Origin of the sequence: Crenobacter intestini (genome assembly GCF_004919095.1) — a bacterium.
GTDB classification, from domain to species: domain Bacteria; phylum Pseudomonadota; class Gammaproteobacteria; order Burkholderiales; family Chromobacteriaceae; genus Craterilacuibacter; species Craterilacuibacter intestini.
Window position 1 is genome coordinate 13,189 of sequence record NZ_STGJ01000007.1, and the last position, 15,625, is coordinate 28,813.

The 15,625-nt window shown below is 63.7% G+C and carries 17 protein-coding genes and 1 tRNA gene; 6 read left to right on the forward strand and 12 right to left on the reverse strand.

Annotation, left to right across the window (positions count from 1 at the left end; all coding sequences use genetic code 11):
- The first annotated feature begins 19 nt into the window (after positions 1-19).
- Positions 20-1,426, forward strand: coding sequence for a YlbE family protein (locus E5K04_RS07265; RefSeq protein ID WP_136552492.1), 1,407 nt, complete (start codon positions 20-22; stop codon positions 1,424-1,426).
- 54 nt (positions 1,427-1,480) lie between these two features.
- Here the strand turns inward: E5K04_RS07265 and E5K04_RS16740 are convergent, their stop codons facing one another.
- The 7 genes from E5K04_RS16740 to E5K04_RS07295 form a co-directional block, all read right to left on the reverse strand.
- Complete coding sequence (locus tag E5K04_RS16740) at positions 1,481-2,089, reverse strand: DUF1214 domain-containing protein (protein ID WP_205700315.1); 609 nt, start codon at positions 2,087-2,089, stop codon at positions 1,481-1,483.
- A 57-nt stretch (positions 2,090-2,146) separates the two neighbouring features.
- Positions 2,147-2,533: a DUF1254 domain-containing protein gene (locus E5K04_RS16745; RefSeq protein WP_205700316.1), complete on the reverse strand. Its 387-nt coding sequence runs from the start codon at positions 2,531-2,533 to the stop codon at positions 2,147-2,149.
- A 106-nt stretch (positions 2,534-2,639) separates the two neighbouring features.
- Positions 2,640-3,674, reverse strand: a complete 1,035-nt coding sequence (locus E5K04_RS07275) for a DUF1214 domain-containing protein (RefSeq protein WP_136552494.1) — start codon at positions 3,672-3,674, stop codon at positions 2,640-2,642.
- An 84-nt stretch (positions 3,675-3,758) separates the two neighbouring features.
- Complete coding sequence (locus E5K04_RS07280) at positions 3,759-4,526, reverse strand: hypothetical protein (protein ID WP_136552496.1); 768 nt, start codon at positions 4,524-4,526, stop codon at positions 3,759-3,761.
- An 86-nt stretch (positions 4,527-4,612) separates the two neighbouring features.
- Entirely contained in the window at positions 4,613-5,008 is a 396-nt protein-coding gene (locus E5K04_RS07285; protein ID WP_136552498.1) for an NUDIX hydrolase, read from the reverse strand.
- Between the two features lie 336 nt (positions 5,009-5,344).
- Positions 5,345-5,575: a hypothetical protein gene (locus E5K04_RS07290; protein ID WP_136552500.1), complete on the reverse strand. Its 231-nt coding sequence runs from the start codon at positions 5,573-5,575 to the stop codon at positions 5,345-5,347.
- A gap of 81 nt (positions 5,576-5,656) precedes the next feature.
- Positions 5,657-6,538: a DMT family transporter gene (locus tag E5K04_RS07295; RefSeq protein ID WP_136552502.1), complete on the reverse strand. Its 882-nt coding sequence runs from the start codon at positions 6,536-6,538 to the stop codon at positions 5,657-5,659.
- 141 nt (positions 6,539-6,679) lie between these two features.
- Here E5K04_RS07295 and E5K04_RS07300 point away from each other — a divergent pair, with 141 nt between their 5' ends.
- Positions 6,680-7,153: an Lrp/AsnC family transcriptional regulator gene (locus E5K04_RS07300; RefSeq protein WP_136552504.1), complete on the forward strand. Its 474-nt coding sequence runs from the start codon at positions 6,680-6,682 to the stop codon at positions 7,151-7,153.
- A 135-nt stretch (positions 7,154-7,288) separates the two neighbouring features.
- Here E5K04_RS07300 and ccoG read toward each other — a convergent pair whose 3' ends face one another.
- The 4 genes from ccoG to rsmI form a co-directional block, all read right to left on the reverse strand.
- Positions 7,289-8,671 (reverse strand): cytochrome c oxidase accessory protein CcoG, encoded by a 1,383-nt coding sequence (ccoG, locus tag E5K04_RS07305; protein WP_136552506.1) that lies wholly within the window; start codon positions 8,669-8,671, stop codon positions 7,289-7,291.
- 146 nt (positions 8,672-8,817) lie between these two features.
- A complete protein-coding gene (locus tag E5K04_RS07310; protein ID WP_136552508.1) occupies positions 8,818-10,230 on the reverse strand; it encodes an aminotransferase-like domain-containing protein in 1,413 nt (470 codons plus the stop codon).
- A 370-nt stretch (positions 10,231-10,600) separates the two neighbouring features.
- Positions 10,601-10,685 (reverse strand) — tRNA-Leu (locus E5K04_RS07315).
- A gap of 70 nt (positions 10,686-10,755) precedes the next feature.
- Positions 10,756-11,580 (reverse strand): 16S rRNA (cytidine(1402)-2'-O)-methyltransferase, encoded by an 825-nt coding sequence (rsmI, locus tag E5K04_RS07320; RefSeq protein ID WP_136552510.1) that lies wholly within the window; start codon positions 11,578-11,580, stop codon positions 10,756-10,758.
- Between the two features lie 60 nt (positions 11,581-11,640).
- Here rsmI and E5K04_RS07325 point away from each other — a divergent pair, with 60 nt between their 5' ends.
- The 4 genes from E5K04_RS07325 to E5K04_RS07340 are packed head-to-tail and all read left to right on the forward strand — an operon-like array spanning position 11,641 to position 14,315.
- A complete protein-coding gene (locus E5K04_RS07325; protein WP_136552512.1) occupies positions 11,641-12,786 on the forward strand; it encodes a penicillin-binding protein activator in 1,146 nt (381 codons plus the stop codon).
- A complete protein-coding gene (locus tag E5K04_RS07330; protein ID WP_136552514.1) occupies positions 12,756-13,115 on the forward strand; it encodes a YraN family protein in 360 nt (119 codons plus the stop codon). Before E5K04_RS07325 ends, E5K04_RS07330 begins: the two co-directional genes overlap by 31 nt.
- Positions 13,116-13,143: 28 nt before the next feature.
- Positions 13,144-13,734 (forward strand): phosphoheptose isomerase, encoded by a 591-nt coding sequence (locus E5K04_RS07335; RefSeq protein ID WP_136552516.1) that lies wholly within the window; start codon positions 13,144-13,146, stop codon positions 13,732-13,734.
- Positions 13,731-14,315, forward strand: a complete 585-nt coding sequence (locus tag E5K04_RS07340; RefSeq protein ID WP_136552519.1) for a BON domain-containing protein — start codon at positions 13,731-13,733, stop codon at positions 14,313-14,315. Before E5K04_RS07335 ends, E5K04_RS07340 begins: the two co-directional genes overlap by 4 nt.
- 55 nt (positions 14,316-14,370) lie before the next feature.
- Here the strand turns inward: E5K04_RS07340 and E5K04_RS07345 are convergent, their stop codons facing one another.
- On the reverse strand, positions 14,371-15,537 hold the full coding sequence (locus E5K04_RS07345) for a sensor domain-containing phosphodiesterase (RefSeq protein WP_136552522.1): 1,167 nt from the start codon (positions 15,535-15,537) through the stop codon (positions 14,371-14,373).
- Positions 15,538-15,625 lie beyond the last annotated feature (88 nt).

Consider the following 15,625-nt stretch of genomic DNA (forward strand, 5'->3'; position numbering starts at 1 on the left):
CCTTCGTGAAGGATTTGCCATGAGCAAGCTTTTCGGCGAGCAACTCGCCATCGTCAACCTGGGCCTTGCCTCGTTCGCGGATGCCGCGCGCACGCAGGGTGCCACCGTGATCCACCCCGAGTGGCAGCCGCCAGCCGCCGGCGACCGCGACACCGGCCTCGCGCTTGCGCGCCTCTTCAAGGACCCGCGCGTCGAGGTGGCCAACCGGCAGGCGTACGCGGCGTATCTCGCCAGCCAGCCGGTGTGGGTCGGCATGGGGCGCGCACAGGAGGTGGTGCCCGGCATGGGCGCGCAGATGATCCTGCATTCGGGCCCGCCGATCGCCTGGGGCGAGATGTGCGGCCCGGTGCAGGGCGCGATCGTCGGTGCCATCCTGTTCGAAGGCTGGGCGGACTGCCCGGAAGCGGCGCGCGAACTCGCCGCCAGTGGCCGGGTGGCTTTCGAGCCTTGCCAGCACCACCACGCGGTCGGCCCGATGGGCGGCATCATCAGCCCGTCGATGCCGGTGTTCGTGGTGCGCGACAGCGAGCACGGCCACCTGACGTTCTCCAACCTGAACGAAGGCCTGGGCAAGGTGCTGCGTTTTGGCGCGTACTCGGACGACGTGCTGGCCCGCCTCGCGTGGATGCGTGACGAACTCGCCCCGGTGCTGGCCGGTGCGATCGCGGCGCTGGGCGGGGTCGAGCTGAAGCCCCTGATGGCGCAGGCGCTGCATATGGGCGACGAGGTGCACAACCGCAACGCTGCGGCGACCGGCCTGCTCTTGAAGAAACTGGTGCCGGCCATCCTGCGCCTGGAGATCGACGCCGAACTGAAGGCGCGCGCGATCGAGTTCGTCTCCGCCAACGACCACTTCTTCCTCAACCTGTCGATGGCCGCGTGCAAGGCGATGCTGATGGCCGCCGAGGGCGTGCCCGGCTCCAGCATGGTCACCGGCATGGGCCGCAACGGCGTGCGTTTCGGCATCCGCCTCTCCGGCACTGGCGACACCTGGTTCACCGCGCCGGCGCCGGTGGTGCACGGCCTGTTCTTCTCCGGCTTCGGCCCGGAGGACGCCGCACCCGACCTGGGCGACAGCGTGATCACCGAGACGGCCGGCGTCGGCGGCTTCGCGATGGCGGCCAGCCCTGCCATTGTGCGCTTTGTCGGCGGTTCGGCCAGCGACGCGCTGGCGCACTCGCTGGCGATGCGCGAGATCACGCTGGGGCAGAACCCTGCGTTCACGCTGCCGTCGCTCGACTTCGCGGGCAGCGCGGCCGGTATCGACGCGCGTAAGGTGGTCGACACCGGCATCATGCCGGTGATCAACACCGGCATCGCGCACAAGGAGGCGGGGGTCGGCCAGGTCGGCGCCGGCATCACCCACGCGCCGGCGGAGTGCTTCCATCAGGCGCTACGCGCGCTGGCGGAGACGCTGGCCGACTAAGCTTGGTGGCACACAGCAGGAGCAACCTGCTGCGTGCCAAGGCCTGGCTGGCGCTCAGGGCACCGGCTGCGGCGCGGGGAAGGCCCACTCCCCCGACTGGATCGTTTCGCGCGGCCGGTACAGGCGCACGGTGTAGTTCCAGCCGTCCATCACGTACAGGAAGTTGTCCTTGCCAGCCGGGTCGGTGCCGAAATTCAGGGTGACCGAGCCGTCCAGGTTGGGCTTGGCGGTCAGGCTGTTGAGGCTGTAAGAATTGAAGGGGTTCTGCTCGAAGTAGCCGTCCTTGTTGTAGATGCTGATCGACCAGAAGGCGTCGACCGGCACATCACGTACGGTGAGCCGGTAGTTGCCGGCCTTTCGGGGCGCGTTGCGGGTGAGGTAGACCGCCTCGTAGGTTGGCAGCCCGCCCCAACCGAATGCGGTGCCCAGCAGGTGGCGGGTCTCGCTTACCTCGCTTTTCTTGCCGAAGGTCCGTTTGGAGTCCGGCAGCCCTTCGCTCAGCTTGAGCAGCGGCTGGTAAGTCGCTTCATAGCTGGCCTTGTCGTAGTTGGGCGGCGGGTAGGGGCGGGCGGATGCCGCCGAGATCTTCAGCTGATCCTGCAGTGCGTTGGCGGCCTGTACGTCGGCCGGGTCGTTCGGGTTGACCAGGGTGCGCACCGCCACGATGACGTAGGGGGAGCCAAACTCGGCCGGCGTCAGAGGGTAGCTGCCGGCCTTGTGCTAGATCCGGTTGATGTAGTGGTCTTCGTTGATCACCATCACCGAGCGGTAGCGCTGGCCGGCTTCGGGCAGGGTTAGCGTCGCCCCCTTGCTGATGTCGACCAGCGCGAAGCTGTACAACGTGTCGCGGTTCATGCGGATGACGTTCTGCTGGTCGATCGGTGTGGGGGTACGGTTGTGGTGCCAGCGGTTGACGCCGCCGGTAATTTTCAGCATCCGGTCGATCTGGAAAGCCGTTTCAGCTCGCGTGAAGTTGTCGATATTGACCGTGACGGGCTGGTTCGGGGAGGGTGGCTGCGGTGCCGCGATGCACAGGCTGCCGGCTGCGGCGAAGCCGCAGGCCAGCAAGGCGGCGGCCAGCCGCCGTGTGAGAACGGGTTGCTGCATGGGATTGTCCTTTTCGGATGCGGGCGTCGGGCCGGGATGAGCAGCCCTTTGGCAGAAGATGCGGCTTCTGCCAAAGGGCTGCTTCCCCGTCTTCGGCTTGGGCCTCTCAGGGCACCGGCTGGGGTTCGGGGAAGGTCCACTCACCTGATTGGATCGTTTCGCGCGGCCGGTACAGGCGAACGACGTAGTTCCAGCCGTCCATCACGTACAGGAAGTTGTCCTTGCCGGTCGGGTCGGTGCCGAAGTTCAGGGTGACCGAACCGTCCGGATTGGGCTTGGCGGTCAGGCTGTTGAGGTTGTACGAATTGAAGGAGTTCTTTTCGAAGAAGCCGTCCTTGTTGTAGATGCTGATCGACCAGAAGGCGTCGACCGGTACGTCGCGCACGGTGAGCCGGTAGTTGCCGGCCTTCTTGTTTTCGCCGCGGTTGATGTAGAACGCTTCGTAGGTCGGCAGCCCGCCCCAGCCGGACGCGGTGCCGAGCAGGTGCCGCGTTTCGCTCACCTCGCTTTTCTTGCCGAAGATCCGCTTGGAGTCCGGCAGCCCTTCGCTCAGCTTGAGCAGCGGCTGGTAAGTCGCTTCATAGCTGGCCTTGTCGTAATTGGGCGTCGGGTAGGGGCGGGCGGACGCCGCCGAGATCTTCAGCCCGTCCTGCAGCGCGTTGGCCGCCTGTACGTCGGCCGCCTCGTTCGGGTTAACCAGGGTACGCACCACCACATAGACGTAGGGCGTGCCGAATTCGGCGGGTGTCAGCCGGTAGCTGCCGGCCTTGTGATAGATCCGGTTGATGTAGTGATCTTCGTTGATCACCATCACCGAGCGGTAACGCTGGCCGGCTTCGGGCAGCGTCAGCGTCGCCCCCTTGCTGATGTCAACGATCGCAAAACTGTACAGCGTGTCGCGGTTCATGCGGATGATGTTCTGCTTGTCGATCGGCGTCGGCTGCCGGTTGTGTTGCCAGCGGTTGACGCCGCCGGCCATCTTCTGCACCCGCTCGAACTGGTACGCCGTTTCTGCCCGCGCGTAGTTGTCGATATTGACTTTGACGGGTGGCGTTGCGGCCTGCAGGGTCGCTGAGGCAGCAAAGCCGCAGGCCAGCAAGGCGGCGGCAAGCAGGTGCCGGGAAGGCAGGTATCGGGGCATGGCGGCATTCCGGTTTCGTGGAAAAACTGGCTGGGTGGCGTGTGCAGTCGAGCGCTCACCCGGCAGGATTGGCGGCGGTGTGTGTCAGAAGGAGAAGGCGGCACCCAGCAGCCAGCCTTGCTGGCGGACGTCGTAATAGAAACCGTCCTTGTCGTACTTCACGTCGAACAGGCGGTAGCCCAGCCCGGTCGAGAATTGCCGGTTCCATTGGTAGCCCAGCAGCGCGGAGGTATCGTAGAAGTGATCCGACCCGCCGCCGGCAAGCCCGCCTGCGGCCAGCGTGCCCGACACGAAGAAGTTGGATGTGCCAAACTGCGTGGTTCCCCGTACGCCGAGCAGGGGGTCGAGCCAGGACTCCCGGTGATGGATATTGCGGCCGGCCAGCACACCACGCCCCCCATCAAAATCGAGCGTGGTGTCGACCTTCCAGTAGCGCACGCCGGCCAGTAGCTCTGCGTTGGCCTGCCCCGTATCGTAAAAACGGTAGCTGTAACCGGCCGAGGTGACCCAGCTCTTCGACGTAGCGTCCAATCCCAGGTTGACCGGCGGGCCGAGCAGGGCCTTGTCCGCGCTTACGTTGACATAGAGGAAGTCGACAAAGCCACCGTGCAGGCCGCGGCGCGCCTCGAACAGCCCCATGAAGGCCGCTTCGGTGGAGTTAAGCGCATCGCTGGGCGACACCTCCATCGGTACGCGCGGCGCGCCAGGGATGGTCGATACATCGCCTTTGAGCCCGGCAAACCAGGCGTAGGGGGTGACCCTGAATTCCCATGGCGTTTCGGCCTGCGCGGCGGCCGGCAGCAGCGCGGCAAGCAGCAGGGCGGAACGGACAGCGTGGCGGGGTGAGCTCATTTGCACGCGCTCCGGCATCGATTAATGATAAATACGTTACCAATATCGACGACGGGTAGCGGGCTTTCAAGTCGGCGTCCTGGCGCTCAGGCTTGCTGCAGGTGCTCGGCACAAAGTTGCCGCACGGTCGGCGCGAACTTGTCGGTCTGGGCAAGGGGCAGCCAGGCGATTTCGCTGATCTCGGCACAGGCCCTGGGTTCACCCGGCCAGTTGCCGGCAAAGCAGACGAGCTCGACCTCGCCCGGCTGGCCGTAGGCCGGCCCGATGACTGTGTAGAGGTAGCGGATCGAATCCGTCTCCAGCCGGATGCCGAGTTCTTCCAGGAGTTCGCGCTGCAGCGCGGCGGCCGGCGTCTCGCCAGGCTCGATCTTGCCGCCGGGCAGGTACCAGTGCGGGTTGTCGCGTACACGGACCAGCAGCAGGGTGTCGTCGCGCCGGTCAACCAGACAGGCGCATTTGAGGGGCGCGGGCAGGGCGGGCATGGAGATGGCGTCTTGTCGAAATGGCCGGCCATGGTATGCCAAAAGGGTTTTCGTGGCGACTGCAAACAGAGCTGACGGGACAGGCCGGCAGGCATTCCATGGACGTGGCTCCCGGGGGTCGTGCAGGGCGGCTGGGCCGTGGCGGGGCGATGGCCAGCGAAGATGCGGGCGTCCTTGCGGCAAGGCAGCATGGACAAACGCTGGCTGGCTGCTAGGCTCAAATTGCGTTTCTCCTAGGTTTGCGCCGTGACGAGCCCCCGCCCGCACGGCGCTTTTCTTTTGGGGCGTCGGCTTGGGTGCTGGCCGGCGTGGGACCGGTTCCGTGCTCTCCAGGCCTTACCAGCCTGGCGAGGCCTGACCCTGCCGCGGCAACGCCGCGAACAGGAGGGAAAAGCCGATTTGATCCCAGTGGATGCGCCGGCTGCAGGCCCGGTAGTTGTCGAACTGCTCGGCCGAGGCGGCGGCCAGGGTGGGCAGCAGGGCCAAGGGGTAGTGAAGTGCGGCAGCATTTTCCAGCGTGATCGTCACCAGCCCGCCGGCCCGCACGACCGAGACGATCTGCGCCATGGTGCTTTCTTCTCTTGTCGGCATGGTTTTTCTTCCTGTCGTTTCAACCCGAAATCGTTGTCCGAAACTATCCGCGCAGACTTACGGCGCTGCCCGGCTGCTGGCCAGCACGCCGCCCATCAACAGCATCATGCCCGGCAGCGCAGCGTGCGCCGGTGCCTCGCCGAATAGTGCGAGCGCCATCAGCGCGGCGAGCAAAGGCGCGAGCGCCCCGGCGGCTGCGACGCGCAGGCTGCCCAGGCGTTCCAGCGCGAAGCCGTAGCACAGCGTGGCGACCAGGCCGACCAGTACGCCCTGTACCAGCAGGGGCGGCAGCAGGGGCGGCAGCAGGGTGGCCGGCGAAAGTTCGGCCAGCTGCCACGGCGGCGAGAGGACGAGCCAGGGCAGCAGCAACAGCAGCGAACCGGCGGCGACCAGCGCCGCGGCGTCGAGCACGGCCAGGCCGCTCGCCCGCAACGCGACGGTGTACAGCGCCCACGCCAGGCTGCACGCGAGCAGGCGCCACAGTGTGGGGGCGGTCAGCGCCGGATTGCCGATGGCGATCCACGCGGTACCGGCGACGATCAGCGCGAGCGCCGGCCACTGGCCGCGGGACGGCCAGCGGCGCAGCCACAACGCGCCCACCAGCGCGACCATCAGCGGCAAGGTGCCCAGGATCAGCACGCTGGCGGTATCGGTGGACGCTTCGCGCAGCGCGATGCTGGCGAGCAGGAAGAAACCCAGCCCGCCACCGGCGACGATCAGCAGTGCCCGCCAGGGGCCGACCCGCGCCAAGTCCCGCCGGTTCAGCCAGAGCCTGGGCAGCAGCAGCAAGCCGGCGGGCGCGAAGCGCAGCGTGGCCAGCGTCGCGGGCTCCAGTGCCAGGCGGCCGCCGCTGCGCAGCGAGACGTAGAAGCCGGCCCAGATGCAGACCAACAGCAGCAGCGCCGCGTGGCCGGCCTTGGGGTGACGGGTGATGTCCATCGCAGGCTCCGGAGTGTGCAGGCGTACAGTGTGCCGGCAAACCCGCGCCGATTTCTGGCAAAATCCGGCGTGAATGATGGCTTATGCGCGCTAAATCAGCGCATATGGGAGTATGGCTAGTGATTTCACGCGGGGGAGAAGATGGACAGGACTGACCTGAAGCTGCTGGCGGCCCTGCAGCGCGACGGACGCGCCAGCGTCGCCGAACTGGCCGAGCAGGTTTCGCTGTCGGCGACGCCTTGCGCGCGGCGGCTGCGGCGGCTGGAAGAGGACGGGGTGATCGACAGCTACGCGGTGCGGCTGAACCGCGCGCGTCTGGGGCTGGCGACCACGGTGTTTGTCAGCGTGCGGCTGATGCACCACCGCAGTGACGCGACGGCGCATTTCGAAGAGGCGGTGCTGCTGCTGGACAAGGTGCTGGCCTGCCACGTGGTGTCGGGCAGCCACGACTACCTGCTCGAAGTCGCCTGCGGCGGCCTGAGCGATTACGAGGCCATCGTGCGCAGCCTGCAGGCGCTCGACATGGTGCAGGACATCACCAGCCACTTCGCGATCCGAACGGTCAAGCGCGACGGCGCGCTGCCACTGGACGCCCTGCTGGCCGGCGCAGGCTAGGGCGGCCGGCTGCGACGCACGCGGCAGGCTGGGGCATGTACGGACAGCGTTGCAAGCTTGGCTGCCGGTCTCGTCAAAAGGGAACTTCCAGAAACCTCCCTAGCTGCGCTCCGGTATAAAACAAGGCTCCAACTTTCAGGGCATTACAAACGTGCTAGCTTCGCGCTGTATGCCTACCATTGTCTTGAAGTTGAAGACGAGGGGCGTTGTGCCTGTACTTGATTGCTGCGCACGAACAGTCATCGGAAGCAAAACAACATCCCCTGGTGGTAATGTGACGTTCGAAGGACCGAGCAGACGGTATTCAGGTTGTTGCTCTAGCAAGATGTCGATGGACTGCGGGTGTGACGTCAGATTTCTTAGCTTAAGCGTATAAGCATTTTCAATCTCCCCATCAGATGTTTCCCTGTACAGTGCTCCTCTGTCACGCAAAACGTCAGCGTGTAGTGGTGGGCGGGAAGTAATTGTCCACAGTCCGAGCAAGAGCAAGCCTGCCAACAATAAGGCATAGATCATAATTCTCGGGCGTTGGCTGAATCGAAGATTAGGTCGAATCCCGGTCAACTCTTGCTCTGACATGAAGCGAATCAATCCGACTGGTGCTTTGATTTTACGCATTACCATATTGCAAGCATCTATACACAAGCCGCAATTTATGCATTCATATTGCAACCCATCTCGAATATCAATGCCGGCAGGGCAAACTTGAACGCAAATTCTGCAGTCGATGCACTGAGTAGCGTCTTTATTCTGCAGGCTAAGGCGTTTCCGTGGTTCACCGCGTTGATTGTCGTAACTGACGTTACGTGTGGTGAGATCGACCATCACGCCTTGGAAGCGGGAGTAGGGGCACATGTGCTGACACACTGCGTTCCGTGCAAGACCCGCTTGCACATACATAAAAACGGCATAGAAAATAAACCAAAACATGCTCCACATACCAAGGGATCCGTTGAGCAAGTTTTGCGGTACATCTCGGATCGGGGTGAAGTAGCCGATAAACGTAATTCCACTCCAGAGCGAGATTATTCCCCATATGATGTGTTTGAATATTTTCCGTTGTAACTTGGCGAAGGATGGTGGACGTTGAGTGTTCTTGCGTCGTGTCCGGTAGTCTCCTTCTATCCGGGACTCGATCCAGCTAAATATGCTTGAGTAAACCGTTTGCGGGCAGACAAAGCCACAAAATACCCTGCCAACCAAGGCAGTGACTAAAAACAGGGATATGGCTGAAAAAATCAGCAGGATAGCTACTAGGAATGCATCTTGTGGCCATAAAACAAGGTCAAAAAAATAAATCTTCTGGTTTGAAATATCGAACAAGACTGCTTGTCTGCTATGACCATCAACTGCTTTCCATTGTATCCAGCAGGCGCCATAAAACACCAATTGTGTCAACCATACGCAAAGCCAGCGCAGAGTATTTAATCTGCCTGACACAGTTCTTGCATGGATGGGAAATGTTGAATGATGGAAGGTGATTTTAGACTGTGGCGTCGGACTGGTGTGGTGCTCCATGGTGCCTCCTTCCAATATGGCTTTGGAATGCGGTTATATCGCAATAGATTTTTTGCAAGTTAACCACGCAGTTATCCACAGGGGCAGATGCAGCTTGCTGTATTATTGATAGATGCAGATTGATATTTTTAATCAATTACTGTTCTTCAAAAGTATTTCTTTATGATCGAGCCTAGTTTTTCTATCGCGGGTAACCACGCAGCTGGGTTGGCGTGTCCAAAATTGATCCGCAGGTGTTGGTTGAATCCTCGTTTGGCTGAGAATATCGGTCCAGGCGCCACGCTAATGCCGTGTTGCAGCGCTTGTTGGTGTATTGCGAGCGCATCAACATTAGGGGGCAGTTCTAGCCACATGAAGTAGCCACCTTGTGGGCGGGTTAGCCGTGTTTGAGCCGGGAAGTACTGCGAGATTGCGTTTGCCATCTCCATCTGCTGTCGTACCAGAGTACGGCGCAACTTGCGTAGATGCTTTTCGAAACCGCCTAGGCGTAGATAATCAGCGAGCGCCACCTGTATCGGTACAGGCGTTGCTAAGCTACACGAGAGCTTCTGGCGCTGAACGCGATGGGTGTAACGTCCAGCAGCAACCCAACCTAATCGGTAGCCTGGTGCTAGGCATTTGGACAGGGACGATACGTGCATCACTAGGTCGCTGCCTTTCAAAGCCTTGCTGCTCAGTGGGGGGCGTTGCCCGAAGTAAAGCTCGCCATAAACATCGTCTTCGATTAGAGGTACATCGTGACGACGGAGCAGCGCAAGCAGGGCTTGTTTTTTATCATCTGACATCAGGCTGCCAGTCGGATTTGCGAAGTTCAACATGAATAGACACGCTTTGACTGGATGGTGAGTCAGCGCGTGTTCCAATGCATTAATGTCGATTCCCTCACGCGGGTGACTAGGAATCTCTATCACTTGCAAACCCAGCCGCTCACTTGCTTGTAGGCCAGCGTAGAAGGTTGGTGATTCGATGGCGATTAGGTCACCGGGGCTGGTAACAGCTTGCAGGCATAAATTGAGGCCTTCCATTGCACCATTGGTGATAACAATTTCTTGCGGTGAGACCATTGCGCCATGGGAAAAGTAGCGTAGGGAGATTTGTCGTCGCAGTTCAAGATTGCCTGGGGGGAGGTCGCTTATTGTTTGCTCCGGTCGAAATGTTCGAGCTGCGTGAGCTAGACAACGGCCTAACCTATCTAGCGGAAACAGGTGCGGGCTGGGAAATCCGGAGCCCAACGGAACTGCCACACCATCGCGCACGCTCTCAAGTATCTGGAAAATAAAGTCGCTGACTTGCAATGGCGATGACTCTTCGCTTGAGCAAATCATATCTGGCTCTAGTAATAGAGGGCGTTGGCGTGCACGGACAAAAAATCCTGAGCGCGGGCGCACATCAATCAGGCCTTGCTGCTCCAGTAAAGCGTAGGCATTGGTGACTGTGACCGGGCTGACTTCATGTTGAAGGCATGCCTGCCTAATCGACGGCAAGCGTGAGCCTGCTCGTAAAACGCCATCGTTGATTTGCTGCTGGATCTGTCCGGCCAACTTTTGGTAAAGAGTCATTAGGCTGGGCTACAAGCAAAAGGTGAAAAACTTGGGCAGATCGTGTGAAAATCAGAGATCCGTCTACGTCGGTTTATTATGAGAAATAATACAATGCAAATGTGTAGTATGCGATCGCATACTACTCGTATTTGCAGATTTTTTTTAGGTACATCTTAATCGACCGAGAAAAGGATTAGCTGGCATTCGCCAGCCAAGGTCTTCCACGGGTGCAGGCCTTGCTCTTACTTTTTGAATCCGCCAACAAATATACCAACAGAAGTCGCGGATTGCTTTGGACTTGATCGGACTCGATAGGCAACAAAAAACCCCGGAAACCTTTGTTTCTCGGGGTTTTTAGGACTTCGTCGGAGGCCTTTGTACTGCTGACTGGTGCCCGGGGTCGGACTCGAACCGACACGCCTTGCGGCGGGGGATTTTGAGTCCCCTGCGTCTACCGATTTCGCCACCCGGGCGGCATCAGACGATGTGGCGGTATTCTACCGGCCGTCCGTGCAAATGTAAATCGAGATTTATCAAGCAGCCTCAGTCGTTGCCGCGGCTTTTCAGGGCCAGCTCGTACAGCTTCTTGCGCGGCAGCCCGGTGTACTCGGCCAGCAGGCCGGCGGCCTGCTTGACGGGCATCGCGGCGGCCATGCCTTCGAGCAGCGAGAGCGTCGCCGCGTCGATCTCCTCGGCGGGGGCGGGCGGCGCGGCGTCGATGATCAGCACGCATTCGCCGCGCTGCTGGTTGCTGTCGGCGCGCACCCGCTCGGCCAGTTCGCCGGCGGGCAGGCGCAGGAAGGTCTCGAAGGTCTTGGTCAGCTCGCGGGCGAGCACCAGCGGACGGTTTTCGCCGTACACGGCGACCATGTCCTCCAGGCAGTCGAGCAGGCGGTGCGGTGCCTCGTAGCAGACCACCGCGTAGTCGGCCTCGCGCCAGGCTTCGAGCTGGGCGCGGCGCTGGCCGCTCTTGGGCGGCAAGAAGCCGGCGAACAGGAAGCGGCCGGTGTCGAGGCCGGCGGCGGACAGCGCGCTGACCACGGCGGACGGGCCCGGCAGCGGGCAGACGCGGTAGCCGGCGGCCCAAACGGTGGCGGCGAGGCGCGCGCCGGGGTCGGAGATGCCGGGGGTGCCGGCGTCGGACACCTGCACGATCTTCTGCCCTTCTCCCAGCCAGCCGACCACGCGTTCGGCCACCGCCGCCTCGTTGTGTTCGCGCAGGCTGACGAGCTTCTTGTGCAGGCCGTACGCGGAGAGCAGCGCGCCGCTAACGCGGGTGTCCTCGGCCAGCACGATGTCGCATGCGGACAGTGCGGCGTACGCGCGCAGGGTCAGGTCGGCCAGATTTCCAATGGGGGTGGCGACCACATATAATGTTCCACTTTGAACAGTCTCGCGGGCGGAATCAATCAAGTGATCAAGCGTCGTATGCAAAATCTTGCTCCGTGGCTGCTGGGTGCAGGGTTGTGGATGGCCGCCAGTGTAGCGTCTGCGACCGGTGCGGACTACATCCTCAGGCAGAATGCGCTTGCCGCGCCGCAGGCGTCCGTCCCCGTCACGGCGCCGCTCGCGCAGGATACGGCCTCGGCGCCGGCTGGCGGCAGCGCCGCGACGCAGGCGTCTCCCTGGCCATCACTCGAGGGGCGCAAGGTGCGCATCGGCCTGTTGCTGCCGCAGGCCTCTCCCTTGCTGGGTGAGGCGGCTTCCGTGGTGCGCGCGGGCTTTGCCGCGGCGCTCGCGAGCGAGGCGCGCGGCGACGTCGGCGTGACCGAATACGCGTTTGCCGACCGCACCGGGCTCGAGCAGGCGTACCGCGCGCTCGTCGCGCATGGGGTCAACGTGGTGGTCGGCCCGATGACGCGCGGCGAGATCGGCCAGCTTGCGCCGCTTACCGGCAGCGTGCCGGTGCTCGCGCTCAATACCACCGAGGGCCTGGCACCGCGTCCCAAATTTTACAGCCTGTCGCTGTCGGTCGAGGCCGAGGCGCGGCAGGTCGCGTCGCTGATGAAGGAAGACGGCGTGCAGCGCCCGCTCTTGGTGTTCGGCGCGGATACCCTGTCGCAGCGCCTGCGCGATGCCTTTCTGGAAACCTGGACGGCGCGTCGCGGGACGGCACCCGCTGTACTGGCGTTCGACACGGCCAGCGGCGCCGCGCTGGACGCGGCGCTGTCCGGCGCCGACGCGGTGTTTTTCGCACTGCCCGCGCGCGAGTCGGCGCAGCTGAAGATGATCCTGCCGTCCGACCGCCCGGCCTACGCGACGTCGCTCGTCAACGTGCGCGAGAGCTTGCCGGCACTTTCCGGCGTGCGCTTTGTCGATATGCCGTGGCTCTTGATGCCCGAGCACCCGTTGGTGCGCCAGTATCCGCGCCCGGCGCAGGCGCTGACGGTGCCGACCGAGCGCCTGTACGCGCTGGGCGTCGACGCCTACCGGCTCGCGCAGAGGCTTGCCGGCACGCCGCCGGCGCCCGGCGCCCGTGTCGACGGGGTGACCGGCGAGCTGCGCCTGCAGCGCGACCTGCAGTTCCAGCGGACGTTGCCCAGATGGGTGAAGATCGACAGCGCGCAGCCTTGAGCGGCGCCGACGCCGAAGACCGCGCGCTTGCGCTGTTGCGCTCGGCCGGCTTGCAGCTGGTGACGCGCAACTGGCGCTGCCCTGGGGGCGAGCTCGACCTGGTGATGCGCGACGGCGCAAGCTGGGTGTTTGTCGAGGTGAGGCTGCGCGCCTCGCGCCGTTTCGGCGGTGCGCTGGAAAGCATAGACGCGCGCAAGCGCACGCGGCTGGTCAGGGCCGCGACCCGTTATCTACAGCAGTACCGCGTCGACGCGCCTTGCCGCTTCGACGCGGTGGTATTCGAGGGCGCCGACGCGCCGCCCTTATGGATCAAGGACATCATCGCGTGAACGCGCGACCACCGAGGAAGGATAGGCCATGGACCTGATTGCCCGCGTCAACGGACACTTTATCGAGAGCATCGCGACCAAACAGTCGGCGATGGAAGCGCTGGCCCCCGGCGTCGCGCTGGCGGCGGAGGTGATGGTTGCCTGCCTGATGAACGAGGGCAAGATCCTCGCCTGCGGCAACGGCGGTTCGGCCGCCGACGCGCAGCACTTTGCCGCCGAGATGGTCGGCCGCTTCGAGAAGGAGCGCCCGGGTCTCGCCGCGATCTCGCTGGCGACCGATACCTCGGCGCTGACCGCGATCGGCAACGACTACGACTTTGACCTGATCTTCTCCAAGCAGGTGCGTGCGCTCGGCCAGCAAGGCGACGTGCTGCTGGCGATCTCCACATCCGGCAACTCGGCCAACGTGATCGAGGCGATCGCCGCCGCGCACGAGCGCGGCATGCGGGTGATCGCGTTCACCGGCAAGGACGGCGGCAAGATAGGCGAGATCCTGTCCGCCGACGACGTGCACCTGAACGTGCCGGCGACGCGCACCGCGCGCATCCAGGAAGTGCACCTGCTGCTGATCCACGCGATGTGCGACGCGATCGACTACATGCTGCTGGGGGGCGAATGATGAAGCTATGGAAGAGCCTGGTGGTGGCAGGGGTGTGCGCGGCGACGCTGTCTGGCTGTGTCGGCCTGGTTGCCGGCGGCGCGGTGGGGGCGACGCTGGTCGCGACTGACCGCCGCACCAGCGGCGCGTACGCCGACGACCGGGTGATCGAGACGCGCTCGGCCGCGAAGATCGCCGAGCGCCTGCCCTCGGCGCATGTGAACGTCACCAGCTTTAACCGTGCGGTACTGCTGACCGGCGAAGTGCCGTCGGCCGAGGCGCGCGCGCAGGCCGAGCAACTGGTGCGCGGCCAGCCGGGCGTGCAGAAGACCTGGAACTATCTGGTGGTCGCGCCGGCGAGCCCGCTGTCCGCGCGCAGCAGCGACACCTGGATCACCAGCAAGGTGCGCGCGCGCATGCTCGACGGCCAGGGCTTCTCGCCGAACGCGGTCAAGGTCGTCACCGAACGCGGCGTGGTCTACCTGCTTGGCCTGGTGACGCCGGCCGAGGGGGACGCCGCCGCCCGCGTCGCCAGCGAGACGGCGGGGGTGGCGCAGGTGATTACGGTGTTCGAGCCGATTAGCGAGATCCGCGCGCAGTAAGCCGCGCCGCATTCGCCGTAGCCAACAGCCCGGAGAACCCGGGCTGTCTTTGTTTTCAGCGGGCGACCAGCACGTCGGCGCACAGCACGTGCAGGTCTTCGTCGATCTCGATCGCCATCGACAGCGTCACGCAGTTGCGGGTGTCGGTCATCGACAGATAGGGCTCGCTCATATAGAGCACGCCGGGCTGGTCGATCGCGTGTTGGAAGTAGCCGCGGCGCGACCACACCGCGCCGGTGGTGTCGGCGAGCGGCGCGAACTTGGGCTGGCCGGTGTCGCTGCTGCCGCGGGCGTTCAGGTTGCGGCCGATCTGGCGGCCGCTGCTGTCGAGCAGGAAGCAGCGGATCACGTCGGGTAGCGCGAGCATCGGCCGCGCGGCGTCGGTGAAGGCGGTGCCCTGCATCAGCGCGATCGCGCTTTGCACGAAGGCCTGGCGCGCGAGCTCGATCTGCCGGCGCGAGAGCTTGCGCTTCATCAGTTCGCGCACCATCAGTTCGTCCCAGCGCGCGTCGACGCGCGGGGTGATCGCCTCGTCCCCATCTGGCACCGGCGCGGGGCGGGCGATGTAGTAACCCTGCACCAGGTCGCAGCCCGACTCGAGCGCGACCAGCACGTCGGTCTCGGTTTCCACCCCTTCGATCACCACCAGTGCACCGATTTCGTGCATAAGGTGCACCAGTTTGGTAAGCAGGTTGCGCGTGCGCGGCTGTTCGGTCGAGCGGCGCAGCAGGTTGCGGTCGAACTTCACGAAGTCGGGTTCGAGCAGGCAGACCCGGTCAAGGTTGGAGTGGCCGACGCCGAAGTCGTCGACCGCGATCAAGAAGCCCTGTTTGCGCAGGCGGCGGGCGTTGTCGATCAGCGCGTCGTCGGCTTCCAGCGCGTGTTCGAGCACTTCGAGTACCACCTTGGACGGCGAGAGGCCGCTCTCCAGCATGCGTGCGGCCAGCGCGTCGGCGTGGTCGCGGCTGGCGAGCGTCGCCGGGTCGACATTGAGGAACAGCCAGCGGTCCGCGCAGGCCTCCTGCGCCGCGTGGCGGCAGTGGGTGGCAGCGACGTCGAGGTCGAAGCGGTGGCGGTCGCCGGTGTGGCGGGCGTAAGCGTCCAGCGGCGAGATCAGCGCGTCGCCTTCGCGCGCGCGCAACAGGGCCTCGACGCCGACGGTGCGGCGGTGGGCGAGACTGTAGATCGGTTGCTGGTGGCTTTCCAGGGTCAGTTCGGGCACGGCAGGCTTTCCAGTGGCAGTCGCGTGTGACTTAGCAAGACGCGTTCCAGTGTACCCGTCGCACGCAGATAGGCAAACGGCATGAAAA

Coding starts and splice junctions, on each gene's coding strand:
- E5K04_RS07275 (WP_136552494.1), bottom strand. CDS start 3,674: ATGCCCCGATACCTGCCTTCCCGGCACCTGCTTGCCGCCGCCTTGCTG.
- E5K04_RS07335 (WP_136552516.1), top strand. CDS start 13,144: ATGGACCTGATTGCCCGCGTCAACGGACACTTTATCGAGAGCATCGCG.
- E5K04_RS16745 (WP_205700316.1), bottom strand. CDS start 2,533: ATGCAGCAACCCGTTCTCACACGGCGGCTGGCCGCCGCCTTGCTGGCC.
- ccoG (WP_136552506.1), bottom strand. CDS start 8,671: ATGGAGCACCACACCAGTCCGACGCCACAGTCTAAAATCACCTTCCAT.
- E5K04_RS07295 (WP_136552502.1), bottom strand. CDS start 6,538: ATGGACATCACCCGTCACCCCAAGGCCGGCCACGCGGCGCTGCTGCTG.
- E5K04_RS07340 (WP_136552519.1), top strand. CDS start 13,731: ATGATGAAGCTATGGAAGAGCCTGGTGGTGGCAGGGGTGTGCGCGGCG.
- E5K04_RS07330 (WP_136552514.1), top strand. CDS start 12,756: ATGGGTGAAGATCGACAGCGCGCAGCCTTGAGCGGCGCCGACGCCGAA.
- E5K04_RS07325 (WP_136552512.1), top strand. CDS start 11,641: ATGCAAAATCTTGCTCCGTGGCTGCTGGGTGCAGGGTTGTGGATGGCC.
- E5K04_RS07300 (WP_136552504.1), top strand. CDS start 6,680: ATGGACAGGACTGACCTGAAGCTGCTGGCGGCCCTGCAGCGCGACGGA.
- E5K04_RS07265 (WP_136552492.1), top strand. CDS start 20: ATGAGCAAGCTTTTCGGCGAGCAACTCGCCATCGTCAACCTGGGCCTT.
- E5K04_RS07310 (WP_136552508.1), bottom strand. CDS start 10,230: ATGACTCTTTACCAAAAGTTGGCCGGACAGATCCAGCAGCAAATCAAC.
- E5K04_RS07290 (WP_136552500.1), bottom strand. CDS start 5,575: ATGGCGCAGATCGTCTCGGTCGTGCGGGCCGGCGGGCTGGTGACGATC.
- E5K04_RS07285 (WP_136552498.1), bottom strand. CDS start 5,008: ATGCCCGCCCTGCCCGCGCCCCTCAAATGCGCCTGTCTGGTTGACCGG.
- E5K04_RS07280 (WP_136552496.1), bottom strand. CDS start 4,526: ATGAGCTCACCCCGCCACGCTGTCCGTTCCGCCCTGCTGCTTGCCGCG.